The organism is Streptomyces sp. NPDC002309 (assembly GCF_053593375.1).
Genome location: NZ_JBSFCI010000013.1, coordinates 1 through 12052, shown reverse-complemented (window position 1 = coordinate 12052; position 12052 = coordinate 1). Strand labels below are relative to the sequence as shown.

At 72.8% G+C, this 12052-nt stretch carries 15 protein-coding genes; 5 read left to right on the top strand and 10 right to left on the bottom strand.

Annotated features, from left to right (window positions below; translation table 11 throughout):
* The first annotated feature begins 62 nt into the window (after positions 1 to 62).
* From ACWCPM_RS13375 to tgmB, 3 genes are all read left to right on the top strand, one after another.
* The gene (locus ACWCPM_RS13375; protein ID WP_450976271.1) at positions 63 to 377 is read left to right on the top strand and encodes a DUF1232 domain-containing protein; all 315 of its coding nucleotides are present in this window, start codon (positions 63 to 65) and stop codon (positions 375 to 377) included.
* 314 nt (positions 378 to 691) lie between these two features.
* Positions 692 to 883, top strand: coding sequence for a putative ATP-grasp-modified RiPP (gene tgmA, locus ACWCPM_RS13370; RefSeq protein WP_450976270.1), 192 nt, complete (start codon positions 692 to 694; stop codon positions 881 to 883).
* A 16-nt stretch (positions 884 to 899) separates the two neighbouring features.
* Positions 900 to 1883 (top strand): ATP-grasp ribosomal peptide maturase, encoded by a 984-nt coding sequence (gene tgmB, locus ACWCPM_RS13365; RefSeq protein ID WP_450976269.1) that lies wholly within the window; start codon positions 900 to 902, stop codon positions 1881 to 1883.
* A 21-nt stretch (positions 1884 to 1904) separates the two neighbouring features.
* On the opposite strand, the gene ACWCPM_RS13360 is transcribed toward tgmB, so the two are convergent.
* Both ACWCPM_RS13360 and ACWCPM_RS13355 read right to left on the bottom strand, forming a co-directional pair.
* Positions 1905 to 2147 carry a DUF5133 domain-containing protein gene (locus ACWCPM_RS13360; RefSeq protein WP_450976268.1) on the bottom strand — a complete coding sequence of 81 codons (243 nt, stop codon included), beginning with the start codon at positions 2145 to 2147 and terminating at the stop codon, positions 1905 to 1907.
* 180 nt (positions 2148 to 2327) lie between these two features.
* Positions 2328 to 2867 (bottom strand): hypothetical protein, encoded by a 540-nt coding sequence (locus tag ACWCPM_RS13355; protein WP_450976267.1) that lies wholly within the window; start codon positions 2865 to 2867, stop codon positions 2328 to 2330.
* Between the two features lie 209 nt (positions 2868 to 3076).
* On the opposite strand from ACWCPM_RS13355, the gene ACWCPM_RS13350 reads away from it, so the two are divergent.
* Complete coding sequence (locus tag ACWCPM_RS13350; RefSeq protein WP_450976266.1) at positions 3077 to 3307, top strand: DUF397 domain-containing protein; 231 nt, start codon at positions 3077 to 3079, stop codon at positions 3305 to 3307.
* 73 nt (positions 3308 to 3380) lie between these two features.
* Entirely contained in the window at positions 3381 to 4301 is a 921-nt protein-coding gene (locus tag ACWCPM_RS13345) for a helix-turn-helix domain-containing protein (RefSeq protein ID WP_450976265.1), read from the top strand.
* Positions 4302 to 4354: 53 nt separating this feature from the next.
* On the opposite strand, the gene ACWCPM_RS13340 is transcribed toward ACWCPM_RS13345, so the two are convergent.
* From ACWCPM_RS13340 to ACWCPM_RS13305, 8 genes are all read right to left on the bottom strand, one after another.
* A complete protein-coding gene (locus ACWCPM_RS13340) occupies positions 4355 to 5179 on the bottom strand; it encodes an SAM-dependent methyltransferase (RefSeq protein WP_450976388.1) in 825 nt (274 codons plus the stop codon).
* A gap of 179 nt (positions 5180 to 5358) precedes the next feature.
* The gene (locus ACWCPM_RS13335) at positions 5359 to 6627 is read right to left on the bottom strand and encodes an ABC transporter substrate-binding protein (protein WP_450976264.1); all 1269 of its coding nucleotides are present in this window, start codon (positions 6625 to 6627) and stop codon (positions 5359 to 5361) included.
* Positions 6624 to 7718, bottom strand: a complete 1095-nt coding sequence (locus tag ACWCPM_RS13330; protein WP_450976263.1) for a branched-chain amino acid ABC transporter permease — start codon at positions 7716 to 7718, stop codon at positions 6624 to 6626. Before ACWCPM_RS13330 ends, ACWCPM_RS13335 begins: the two co-directional genes overlap by 4 nt.
* The gene (locus tag ACWCPM_RS13325) at positions 7711 to 8607 is read right to left on the bottom strand and encodes a branched-chain amino acid ABC transporter permease (protein ID WP_450976262.1); all 897 of its coding nucleotides are present in this window, start codon (positions 8605 to 8607) and stop codon (positions 7711 to 7713) included. The genes ACWCPM_RS13330 and ACWCPM_RS13325 overlap by 8 nt, the downstream gene beginning before the upstream one ends.
* Positions 8604 to 9401: an ABC transporter ATP-binding protein gene (locus ACWCPM_RS13320; protein ID WP_450976261.1), complete on the bottom strand. Its 798-nt coding sequence runs from the start codon at positions 9399 to 9401 to the stop codon at positions 8604 to 8606. The genes ACWCPM_RS13325 and ACWCPM_RS13320 overlap by 4 nt, the downstream gene beginning before the upstream one ends.
* Positions 9398 to 10180, bottom strand: a complete 783-nt coding sequence (locus tag ACWCPM_RS13315) for an ABC transporter ATP-binding protein (RefSeq protein WP_450976260.1) — start codon at positions 10178 to 10180, stop codon at positions 9398 to 9400. The genes ACWCPM_RS13320 and ACWCPM_RS13315 overlap by 4 nt, the downstream gene beginning before the upstream one ends.
* Before the next feature lie 164 nt (positions 10181 to 10344).
* Positions 10345 to 11604 carry a helix-turn-helix domain-containing protein gene (locus ACWCPM_RS13310; RefSeq protein ID WP_450976259.1) on the bottom strand — a complete coding sequence of 420 codons (1260 nt, stop codon included), beginning with the start codon at positions 11602 to 11604 and terminating at the stop codon, positions 10345 to 10347.
* Positions 11605 to 11742: 138 nt separating this feature from the next.
* Positions 11743 to 12052, bottom strand: a 310-nt coding sequence (locus ACWCPM_RS13305) for a hypothetical protein (protein ID WP_450976258.1), incomplete at its 5' end; no start/stop codon positions are given.

The window sequence follows — 12052 nt, the reverse complement described above, 5'->3', positions numbered from 1 at the left end:
AGCCGTATCAGGGAATCCAAGAAGGGCACGCGCGTAGCGGTGCACCGGACCTAGGAGGGCCCGTGGATTCCACGACAGCAGTGCTCGCCGTCGTCGCCGTGGCCGCGGCGCTCGCGCTCACCGCGGCCGTGGCGCTGCTCGTACGGCTCGTCCGGGCCCGGCGCGGACTGCGGCGGGCGGGACTGCCGACGGGGCCACGCTGGGTGTTCTGGGGCGCCGTCCTGTATTTCGTACTGCCGGCCGATCTGCTGCCCGATCCGGTGTATCTGGACGACATCGGCGTACTGCTTTTCGCTCTGCGCACCCTTCGCGCCCCCCTGGACGGGACGGCGCGCCGCACACCAGCCGAGGCGCACCGGCCCGGCGACCCCGCCTGACGTTTCCGGACGGAACACCGCACTCCGCACCGCCTCCCGGCGGGCGACGACCGAGTCACGCGCCCCCGCGACCGCCCCGATGCGCCCCACCGCCGCTCCGTGTGCGCGGCACCTGCCCCCGCGACCAGTCAACCGACCGACTCCGTCGGCCGTCTCAGGTTCAGAGCGACCGACTCGCCCGCGATCACGCAGCGTAAGGAAACCAACCACCCGTTCGATTCGTATAAGTCCATGGAAGCCCCGGACATCGAGCGGAAGACGCCACCACATCCAGGCCGCCGGCCTGACCGGGGCAGCACCCAGAGGGAGAGACGATGCAACCGTTCGCGCTCAACTACGCACGCCCGGCGGTGGAGTCGGACGTCGCCACGCCGTACGCGTACGACTCCGGCCTGCAGTTGAACGTACTGTTCGACGGGCGGGTCGCCGCCACGGACCTCGCGCTGCTCAGAGAGCTGGCGACGACGACTTCCACCGCCGGCTCGAAGACCCACTTCGACGACTGATCCCGGGCCGTCGACGATGACCGTACTGATCCTGACCAACGACGAGGACGTCACGGCGGACATGGTGGTGGTTCATCTGAACGCCTCCGGTGTTCCGGTGGTCCGCCTCGATCCCGCCGATCTGATCGGGGGTGCCGCCCTGTCGGGCGAGTATGTGCACGGCGCCTTCCGCGGACACCTGTGGTCCGCGGGCCGGCTGGTGAGCATGGACGGACTGCGGTCCGTGTGGGTGCGCCGGCCGGGGGCACCGGCCACGCGGGTGGCAGAGCCCTCCGCCTGGCTGACGGAGGAGTCCTCGCAAGCGCTGTACGGCATGCTGCGCAGCTCCGGCACGCGCTGGATGAACCACCCGGACGCGGCCCGCCGGGCCCGGCACAAACCCTGGCAGCTGCGGCTCGCCCAGGGGTGCGGGCTGCCGGTGCCGGCCACGCTGATCACGACGTTCCCGCAGGCCGCGCGGGACTTCGCCGAGCGCTTCCCGGACCTGGTCGTCAAACCCGTCTCGGGCGCGCATCCGCAGGAGCCGCCGAGGGCGGTGCCGACCAGCCGGGTGGCGCCGGACGCCGACTTCGCCGCGGTGGCGTTCGGCCCGACGCTGTTGCAGCGGCGGGTCGCCAAGCGTGCCGACATCCGGCTGACCGTGGCCGGGGACCGGCTGCTGGCCGCGCGCCGGCCGACCGCGCCGGACGCCGATCCGGACGAGGTGGACGTCCGCTTCGCCACGGACCGCACTCCGTGGGAGACCGCGGAGGTGCCGCCGCGGGTCGCCGAGGGCGTGCGGGCGTATCTGCGGGACGCGGAACTGGCCTACGGCGCGTTCGACTTCGCCGAGGACGGGGACGGCACGTGGTGGTTCCTGGAGTGCAACCAGTCCGGGCAGTTCGGCTTCGTCGAGGCCGACACGGGTCTGCCGATCGCCCGGACCATCGCCGAGTGGCTGGCCGGACCCGCCTGCGGCGAGCGGCGGCGGGTCAACGGCACCACTTCGACGGTGCGGTGACGGCGCTCGGCCGCCTGCGCGTCAGACGGCCAGCGACAGTCCGCTCTCCTCGTCCGGCTCGGTGGGGCGACCACCTGTGAGCAGGGCGTCCGCCTCGGCGATCGCGTCATGGATGCTCGTCGTGCCCGTCATCACGCACAGCGTGTAGCTGACGTCCTCCAACTCCCGTGCGGCCGACGACGTCTCACTCTCCGCCTGGGCGATGCGCAGCGATGCGTACCTGGTCAGCAACTTCCTGACGACCTTCGGGTCCGGAACAAGCACGGGGCGCCCCTCTCTCGACTTTTGCGCACCGTATGCCCGGAGGGGGCCGGACCAGTCGCCTCTCCCGGCCCCGGACACCCATTTGACGCAATACTGTCGCCTACCCGGACAGTCTCACCCGTCCGCGGTTCACCCGGTGGGGTCTCCCGGGGCGTCAAGGGGGCGCGAGATGCGATGGGGCTACTCGCCGAGGGAGCGGGCGAGTTCGGTGGAGGCGCCCGCGACCTCCGCGTCCTCCTCGGCCATCAGTCGCCCGAGGACGCCCCGGCGGGCGTGGACGGCGCTACGGGCGGCGCGCTCCCAGACCACGTGGTTCTCCCGGTGGTTGAGCAGCTTGGGGTAGGCCGTGGCGGTGTGCTCCCACTGCCGGGCGTCGGCGATGTTCTGGAGGAGCTGGATGATCCGGGCCCGGCAGCTCACGTCGGGCAGCTGGGCGAGCTCCCACAGGAACGGCACGGTGGCCGCCGTGGCCTGCTCCACGACGAAGCCGTACTGGCAGATACGGTCCCGCAGTTCGTCGAGCGCCCGGTTCGCGGCGCCCGGCCCGCCCCACGCGATGGTGTCGAGCAGCACCGGGATCGCCGTCGCGGATCCCGTGGAGTCACGGATGTCGCGCCAGGGCACCTCGCCCAGCGCTCGGAGCGGCGTCACTTCGCCGCTCGGCCGCGTCTCGCGGCCGGTGCGCTCGTCGCTCTCATGTCCCGTCGAAGCGGTGCGCATGGCGTGGGGCCTTTCCGCAGCGGTCGTGTCGGACGGGGAGACAGGCCTGCCGACCTGCTCTTTTTCCTGATACGAAGTCAAGATCGCGCGGCGTCCCCAGGGTTGACGCCACGGCTATTATCCACGCTGTCAGCTCCCGCGTGCAATTGCATGAGAAATTGCGCGAGAATCGGGTAGGGACACAGCACCGTGAACCGAGGGAGGTCGTGATGTCGGTGATGCCGAACGGAGTGCGGGCGAGTGCGCTGGACGCCCGCTGGACCAAGAGCCGGCACAGCAACGCGGAGGGCAACTGCGTCGAGGTGGCCGCGCTGACGGACGGCGGGATCGCGCTGCGCAACTCACGTGATCCCGACGGGCCGGCGCTCGTGTACACGGCGGCCGAGCTGGCGGCGTTCCTGGCCGGGGCCAAGGACGGCGAGTTCGACCACCTGGTGTGAGAGCTCCGCCTGCTGCGGATCGGTGAAGTGCGGTAGCGTGAAGGATACTTCTGCCGGTCCGCAGGGAGCCCCGATGTCCGCCGATTCACAGCGCATCTCTCGTCTCCGACCCTATCTCGACCGGGCGGAGCCCGCTCCGACTCTGTTGAAGATGCTGGTCGGAGTGCAGCTGGCGGGCTTTCGCGAGGACGCGGGGCTCGCGCAGGACCAAGCGGCCCGCGCCCTCGGGTTCAGCCCGGCGAAGCTGTCGCGCATCGAGGCCGGCAAGGGCCGCAGGCCCCCGACCGAGCCCGACACCCTGGCACTGCTGAACCTGTACGGCGCGGACGAGTACGAGGCGTCGGTGCTGCTCCAGCTGCTGCGGCGAGCCGGTGAACCGGGCTGGTGGCAGCGGTACGACAAGCGGTTGATGCCCGAGTGGTTCGACCGGCTGGTCGGCCTGCAGGAGGCCGCCGCCGCGATCCGTACCTTCGAGATCCAGTACGTGCCGGGACTGCTCCAGACCCCTGCCTACGCGCGGGCGGTGATGGAGCGCGGACTGCCGGTCGCGTCATCGCACGAGGTGCGGCGCCGGGTGGAACTGCGCGCCCGGCGGACCGAGTTGCTGACGCGCCCGGACTCGCCCCAGCTGTGGGCGATCATCGACGAGTCGGTGCTGCTGCGAGTGCTCGGCGACCGGGCGGTGATGCGCGAGCAGCTCGGGCACCTGGTCGAGATGGCCCAGCGGCCGCAGGTGACCGTGCAGATCGTGCCGCTGGACGTGACCAAGGCGTCGGCACCGTCGATCCCGATCACCTATCTGCGCTTCGACGGCCTCGACCTGCCGGACGTGGTCTATCTGGAGCACATCCGGAGCGCGAACTTCCTGGAGGACCGGGACGAGACGGAGGAGTACCGCGTCGCCCTGGACCGGCTGGCCGACGAGGCGCTCACCCCGCGGGAGTCCCTGGCGCTGCTCCGGCAGACGCGGGAGCAGCGCTACGCGCGGGTCTGACCGGTCCTGGCTCGACTCTGTCGGGGATCTTGAGGATCCCCGACAGAGTCGGGCTAGGAACCCGGGACGCGGGCGACGCCGCCGAACTCGATCCACTCGTGGGTGAGCTGACGTGGTGCCACGTCGGTGTCCGGGCGCCAGGTGGACACCTCCACGAGTCCCGGTTCGAGGATCTCCAGCCCCTCGAAGAGCATGGCGACGTCCTTCTCCTCGCGGACCCGCCCCCAGTGCCCCTGCGTCGCCTTGTCCATGAAGTCGGTGACGAAGGAGCGCACCTCGGGGTCCTCGCTGACCAGCTGGCACATCAGCACGAAGCTGCCGGGGGCCAGCCGCTCGACCACGCGCCTGGCGACGGCCTGCGGGCCGTCGGTGTCGCTGTCGGGGATGCAGTGGAAGACCGAGTTGAAGAGCACGGCGACCGGCTGGGAGAGGTCGATCAGGCGCTGGGTGTCGGGATGCGAGAAGATCGCGTCCGTGTCCCGCATGTCCGCGTGGATCACGCAGGTGCGCTCGTCCTGCTCCAGCAGCGCCCGGCCGTGCACCAGCACCATCGGGTCGTTGTCGACGTAGACGACGTGTGCGGTGGGGTCGTACTGCTGGGCGACCTGGTGGACGTTGTCCTGGGTGGGCAGGCCGGAGCCGTGGTCCAGGAACTGGCGGATGCCGTGCTCGGCGGCGAGCGTACGCACCACGCGCTGCAGGAAGCGGCGGTTGTTGACGGCGAGCCGGCGAGTGCTGGGGACGACCTTGTCGAGTTCGTCGCAGGCCGCCCGGTCCGCCGCGTAGTTGTCCTTGCCGCCCAGGTAGTAGTCGTACATCCGGGCTGCCGTCGGGACGCCGGCGTCGATCTCCTTGGACAGCGGCTTGTCGGTGTGCATCGATCCCCCTGCTCTCGCGCCGAGCGCCAACTCGGCTGGCATGACAGGGAGTACATCCTAGGGAGACGGTGACGGCCCGTGCCAGCCCAAGTACGAAACAGGGACAGCGTGCGGGCGCCGAGCCCGGGCCGGCCCGCGGCGGTGCCGCGGGCCGGCCGGGGGTGGAGGGTGTCCCGGTCTCAGCCGCCGAGGGACGCCACGTACTCCGCCACCCCGGGTGCCTCGTGGGCGTCCTCCGCGATCACCAGGGCGCCCAGGGCCTCGGCGTCGGGGCGCAGGACGTAGGTCTCCACGCTGGCGGGGGTGCTGACGTCGGAGAAGTCCTGCGGGGTGCCGAGGCCGGTGTCGGCGTTCTTCTGGGAGCGGTGCGCCTTGACGACGTCCTCGCGGGCGAGGCTGCCCGCCTCACAGGCCTTCTTCAGGTCGGCGCCCATCAGCTGGGCGGCGTTGTAGCCGGACAGGACGCCCGAGTCGACCAGGGCGCCGGGGTACTTCTTCTGGTACGCGGCCACCATGGACTTGACGCCGGGGAGGTCCGAGCTGACGGCCGGGGCGGCGCTCACCACGTGCAACATGGCCTCCAGCGCCTTGGCCGCCGGGGTCTTCATCAGCTGGGGCGCGAAGCCCGGAGCGCTGCTGACGATCGGCACCTGGAGCCCACGGGAGGCCGCGACACCGGCCAGTGAGGCGGTCTGCGCGGGACCGGCGCTGACCAGGACCGCCTTCACCCCGGCCGCGCGCAGCGCCGACACCTGCGCCGTGAGGTCGGTGTCCGTCGCCTTGATCTTCTGGCCGGTCACCGTGAGACCGGCGCGCTCGGCCGCCCAGGTGGAGCCCTCCAGCGCGTTGGCGCCGTAGTCGCCCTCGAAGTACACGTGGCCTATCTTGTCGCCCTTCTTCAGGCCCTTGGTGCGGGTCAGGAAGTCCACGGCGGCGATCATGTCGACGTCGTAGGTGGTGCCGAGCACCTGCACCGACTCCTTGCCAAGCAGGGAGGCCGCCCATGCCTGCGGGAAGGTCAGCATGTGGTCCCGCTCGATGTCGTCGATCAGCGCCGCGACCACCGGCGATCCGATGACCTGGGGCAGCGCCACCACGTCCGCGGAGATGTCGGCGTACGCGGTGACCGCCTTCTGCACGTCGTAGCCGTGGTCCTCGACGACGATCTCGACCTTGCGGCCGCAGATCCCGCCGTCGGCGTTGGTCTCGTCGGCCCACATCTGCTGCGCCTGCACGATGCTCTTGCCGAGGGTGGCGTAGGGGCCGGTGAGGTCGGTCAGGGCGCCCAGTCTGACGGTCTTGTCGGTGACTCCCGGCCCGGACTTGACGCCGTCGGCGCCGTCGCCGGCGTCGCCGCCGCCCGCCTTGGAACTGCAGCCCGTCGTGGCGAGCAGCAGTGCCGACAGGGCCGAGGCGAGGAGGATTTTTGCGGGGTGGGTGACGTTCACGGGGTGTGCTCCTTGGCTCGTACGGCGGTTGCGGGCGGGGCGGGGGCGGGACGGCGGCGCAGGCGGACGCGCAGGCGTGCGGCCAGGCCGCGCAGGCCGTCGGGGGCGTACAGCAGGACCAGCACGATCGCCGCGCCGTAGAGGTAGCGGGCGGCCTCGGTCGGCCCCACCACTCCCCCGTCGGACCCGGGTGCGGCCACGAGGGGGAGGTGGTCGGCGTAACGGGTCATCAGCAGCGGCAGGGCGACGACGAAGACGGCGCCCGCGGTGGCTCCGGCGACCGATCCGAGGCCGCCGATGACGATCATGGCGAGGTAGTCGACCGAGAGGGCGAGCCCGAAGTAGTCGGGCACGATACGGCGGAAGCCGAGCGCGAGCAGCGCCCCGGCCAGGCCCGCGTACATCGAGGAGACGACGAACGCCGCCGAACGGTGGCGGGCGACGTCGACGCCCATGACGGCGGCCGCGGTCTCGCTGTCGCGCAGGGCGACCAGCGCGCGCCCCGGACGGCCCCGGAGCATGCCGCGGGCGGTGAACCAGGTGAGGGCGAACAGCGCGAGGCCGAGGTACCAGAGCCGTTCCTCGGCGCCGAACGGCACGCCGATCAGGACGACTTCGGGGTCACCGTCCGCGAAGGTGAACCCGCCGATGCTGAGCGGGGTCACGGAGCGGCCGTTGAAGCCGCCGGTCACCGAGTCCGCCGTGAGCAGGACGTGGTGGCCGAGGAAGACGAGCGCGAGGGTGGCCACGCCGAGGTAGATGCCGCGCACCCGGCCGGCGACGGGACTGAACAGCCCTCCCGCGACGCCCGCCAGCAGCACCGCGAGGACCAGGGCGAGCGCGGAGGGCAGCCCGGGTCCCGGATCGCCCGCGAGCCAGGCGTAGCCGTACGCGCCGACGGCCAGGAAGAAGGCGTGGCCCAGGGAGAGCTGGCCCGCGGTGCCGGCGAGCAGGTTGAGCCCGACGGCGCCGATCGCCGCCGCCATGGCGAACAGGCCGATGCGCAACCAGAACGCGTCCAGGTAGAAGGGCAGGGCGCACAGCACGAGGACGGGCAGCGCGAGCCTGCCCCACTTGACGAGGTCAGACACGGTCCGCTCCCTTCGCGCCGAACAGTCCCGTGGGGCGCACCAGCAGCACCAGGACCATCACGGCGTACGGGGCGACGTCCGCGAACCCCTCGCCCAGCACATGCAGCTCGGACTGGTATCCGGCGACGAGCGCCTCGGTCAGGCCGATGAGCAGGCTGCCGGCCAGGGCGCCCGGGGGTGAGGTCATACCGCCGAGCACCGCCGCCGGGAACGCCTTCAGGGCGATCTGCCCGGTGGTGCGCTCCAGGCCGGGTGCCGGGAACGCGGCGAGGAACAGCGCCGCCAGCGCGGCCAGTCCGCCCGCCAGACACCAGGCGATCATGCGGACCCGGGTGAGCCGTACGCCCATCAGCGAGGCCGCCTCCACGTCCTCGGCCGCCGCGCGCAGCGACAGCCCCCAGGACGTGTACCGGAAGAGCGCGAAGACCGCCCCGATGACGGCCGCGGACACGACGATCGCGGCGAGCCGGCTGTCGGCGACGGTCACCGGGCCGAAGGCGCGCACCGAGTCGCCCCAGGGGTCGCCGAGGGTGAGCAGGTCACCGCCGATGCGCCGGGCCAGGTCGGTGAGCAGGACGATGTCGACGCCGATGGTGGCGATGGTCGCCACGTGCGCGGCCCGCGGGTCCTGGCCGATGCGCTGGAGCAGCAGCCGGTCCACGGCTCCGGCGACGGCCGCCGTGACGAGGACGGCGAGCGCGAGGGCGCCGGCGAAGCCGAGGTCGTCGTGGAGCACGGCGGTGAGGTAGCCGCCGAGCAGCAGCAGGGAGCCGTGGGCGAAGTTGAGCACGCCCGAGGCCTTGAAGATGATGACGAAGCCCAGGGCGACCAGGGCGTAGACGGAGCCCAGGGCGAGTCCGCCGAGGACGTGGTCGAGCAGTCCGGTCATGCGGCGCCCTCCTCGGGGGTCCCGGTGCCGAGGTAGGCGCGCAGCACCTCGGGGTCCCGCTGCACCTCCTCGGGGCTGCCGTGGGCGATGCGGCGGCCGAAGTCGAGGACGGTGACCTCGTCGGCGAGCCGCATGACCAGGCCCATGTCGTGCTCCACGAGCAGGACGGACAGCCCGAGTCGGGCCCGTACGTCCCGTACGACCTCGGCGGTGCGCAGGCGTTCGGCGGCGTTCATGCCCGCCACCGGCTCGTCGAGCAGCAGCACCCGCGGTTCCAGGCACAGGGCACGGGCGAACTCGACGCGCTTGCGGTCGCCGTACGACAGCGCCGCGACGGGGGTGTCGAAGTGCGGCCCCAGGCCGACGAGTTCGGCGATCTCCCGGCATCTGGCCCGGTGTTCGCGCTGTTCGCGTACGGCGGCGGGCAGCCGCAGCGCGCTGGCGGCGAAGCCGGCCCGGGACAGGGCGTGCCGGCCGAGCATCAGGTTGTCGGCGACCGAGCCCTCGGTGGTGACGATGTTCTGGAAGGTGCGGGCCACGCCGAGGGCGGCGATGCGGTGCGGGGCGAGCCGGGTGAGTTCGGTGCCGCCGAGGCGGACGGCGCCGCCGGCGGGGCGGCACAGGCCGGACAGGACGTTGAAGCAGGTGGACTTGCCCGCCCCGTTGGGGCCGATGAGGGCGTGCACCGTGCCCGGGGCGACGGTGAGGGAGAGGCCGTCGAGGGCGGTGAGACCGGCGAACCGGACGGTGACGTCCTCGACCACGAGGGCGGGCGGGTCGGCGGGGGCGCTCACGCGGCCCCCTGCTCGCCGGCGGCCTCGCCGAGGTAGAGGCGGCGTACGGCGTCCGTCCGCGCGAGTTCCGCGGCCGGTCCGGAGAGGCGGACCTCGCCGACCTCCAGGACGTGGGCATGGTGCGCGAGCGACAGTGCCATGCCGGCGTTCTGCTCGACCAGCAGGACGGCGGTGCCCTGGGCGTTGATCTCGCGGATCACCTCGGCGATCCGTTCCACCATGCGCGGCGCGAGGCCCAGGGACGGCTCGTCGAGCAGGAGCAGGCGCGGGGCGGCCATCAGGGCGCGGCCGATGGCCAGCATCTGCTGTTCCCCTCCGGACAGCAGACCGGCGGCCTGACCGGTGCGCTCGGCGAGCAGGGGGAAGAGCGCGAACACGCGGTCGCGGGCCTCCCGCACCACGGCGGGGCTGCGCCGGCCGAGGCCGAGGCCGCCGGCGCGCAGGTTCTCGTCGACGGTGAGCCCGGCGAACACCCGTCTCCCCTCCGGAACTTGGACGACCCCGGCGCGGACCGCCGCGACCGGGTCCTGGCCGTCGAGCGCGGTGTCGCCGTAGCGGATGCGGCCCGCGGTGACCGCGCCGCGGTGCAGGCGCAGGGTTCCCGACACCGCGCGCAGCAGCGTGGACTTGCCCGCGCCGTTGGCGCCGAGCAGGGCGACGACCGCGCCGGGCGGGACCGTCAGGGAGACCTGGCGGAGGGCGGACAGGGCGCGGCCGTACAGGACGTCGAGTTCCTCGACGCGCAGCACGGCGCGCTCGTCCGGTGGTGCTTGGGGCATCACGACTCCTCGGATCCGCGCCTGCCGGCGCGGGCTTCGGGGGGAAGGGATGCTCACGACAGCACGGACGGCGAAGAGCGGTACAGGCCTGGGGGCGCGGTCGGGGCGGGATCCCAAGGGCCCGGTGACGGGGTTGTGCGGATGCCCAGCGGCGGTGGTGCGGTTCAGGGGCGCAGCAGACGGCGGGCGGTCAGTGCCAGACTGACCTCGACCAGGTCCGAGGGGCGGGACAGGGACCGGCCCGTCAGTTGCTCGAAGCGGCGGATCCGGTTCAGGACGGTGTTGCGATGGCAGTACAGCCGTCGCCCGGCCCGTTGGGCCGAACCGTCGCAGTCCAGCCATGCGGTCAGGGTGTCCAGCAGTACCTCTCGGTCGGCGGGCTCCAGGCGTGACAGCGGGCCGAGGACCTGCTCGGCGAGAGCGGTGCCGAGTTCGGGACCGGAGATGACCAGGGCCGTGGGCAGGTGTGCGGCCAGCCGGACCGTGCCGCCCTCCGCGGGGCAGATCCGCAGCGCGGTGTCGGCCTGGCGGCGGGCGCCGCCCACCGCGGCGAGTCCCTCGACGGCACCGCCCACGCCGATGCGCAGGCCAGGGTGCGGGGAGACGGGTTCCGCAAGCTCACCCTCCGCCAGCCGGACTATGCCGTAGTCCACCTCGACGCCCGTGTGCCAGTGCACGCGCACACCCTCGGGTGCCACGGCGGACCGGGCGTCCGCGCACCCCTCCGCCGTGCCCCCCGCGACGGCGACGACGACGTACCGCCCCTGCTCGGGGAGTTCCAGGGCCCGGGCGGCCTCGGGCAGGTCGGCGATGCGGGCGGCGCCGTCGAGCAGGGCGGCGGTCAGCAGCCGCACCCGGTTCTCGCGCCGCCAGGTCAGCTGCCGTTCCGTCTGCCGGTAGGCGTCGGCGACGAGGGTGCAGTGCTCGTCGACGAAGTTCCACACGTCCGACGCCACATGCACCAGGAGCCGTACGTCCTCCGGTGCCGTCCGTGAGGTCTCCTCGACCAGGCTCTGCCACACCAGGGAGCCGCCGAGCCGGAACGCGTGCAGCAACGCGTCGAGCGGCAGGCCCTGTTCGGCGCGTGTGGCGCCGATCCGCCAGGTGCAGCGGCGCGCCGCGTCCCGGGTGCCGCGCGGGTCGAGCAGCGAGGTCACACTGTGCCGCAGCGAGCGCCGTACCTCCTCCCAGGTCGTGCCGGGGTCGTTCTCCATGGCGGCCCGGTAGGCCGGTTCCTCGTCCTGCAGGACGGCCACGAGGCGGTCGGTCAGCTCGGGCAGGTCGGCCAGCAGGACCCGGCTCGCGCGGTGCAGGACACGCAGGGCGTCGGCGTCGATCAGCGACCGGCCGGGCCGCGTCCGCGGCTGCGGTACGGGTCCCGGTGCGCTGCGGAACACCGTTCGCGGCCGAAGGGCTTGCTGCATCGCGATTCCCCCAGGGTGTGGGCCGTCGACGCACACGCGGAGGACCATCCGCCGGTTCCCCGTCGGCCGGGCGGTCCGCGCGCCGGCCGGCGGCTGACTGGTGCTGCCCCGAAGAATGACATACCGCCCGGTCGGTCCCTAGAGGCGTGCACCGGACTTCTCGGCCCGTTCGACGACGCGGGCCGGCCGGGGGCGCACCGCGAGCGCGACGTGGACGTCGCGCAGGTGGTGGTCGACGGTCGTGACGGTCCTGGTGCTCACCGACAGGCTGCGGGCCGCCTCCCGGTTCGCGGCGCCGTCGGCCACGCCGCGCGCGATCCGCCACCGCTGCGGCGTCAGCCGGGCCGGCGCTCCCGACCCCTCGCCGCGGGGCGTCCCCCCGGCCGGCGCTCCCGACCCCTCACCGCGGAGCGTCCCCCCGGCCGGCGCTCCCGACCCCTCACCGCGG

What these genes read in the sequence shown, in the direction of transcription:
- ACWCPM_RS13345 (WP_450976265.1), top strand. Translation starts at nt 3,381, where the DNA reads ATGTCCGCCGATTCACAGCGCATCTCTCGTCTCCGACCCTATCTCGAC.
- ACWCPM_RS13350 (WP_450976266.1), top strand. Translation starts at nt 3,077, where the DNA reads ATGTCGGTGATGCCGAACGGAGTGCGGGCGAGTGCGCTGGACGCCCGC.
- tgmA (WP_450976270.1), top strand. Translation starts at nt 692, where the DNA reads ATGCAACCGTTCGCGCTCAACTACGCACGCCCGGCGGTGGAGTCGGAC.
- ACWCPM_RS13325 (WP_450976262.1), bottom strand. Translation starts at nt 8,607, where the DNA reads ATGACCGGACTGCTCGACCACGTCCTCGGCGGACTCGCCCTGGGCTCC.
- tgmB (WP_450976269.1), top strand. Translation starts at nt 900, where the DNA reads ATGACCGTACTGATCCTGACCAACGACGAGGACGTCACGGCGGACATG.
- ACWCPM_RS13355 (WP_450976267.1), bottom strand. Translation starts at nt 2,867, where the DNA reads ATGCGCACCGCTTCGACGGGACATGAGAGCGACGAGCGCACCGGCCGC.
- ACWCPM_RS13340 (WP_450976388.1), bottom strand. Translation starts at nt 5,179, where the DNA reads ATGCACACCGACAAGCCGCTGTCCAAGGAGATCGACGCCGGCGTCCCG.
- ACWCPM_RS13310 (WP_450976259.1), bottom strand. Translation starts at nt 11,604, where the DNA reads ATGCAGCAAGCCCTTCGGCCGCGAACGGTGTTCCGCAGCGCACCGGGA.
- ACWCPM_RS13315 (WP_450976260.1), bottom strand. Translation starts at nt 10,180, where the DNA reads ATGCCCCAAGCACCACCGGACGAGCGCGCCGTGCTGCGCGTCGAGGAA.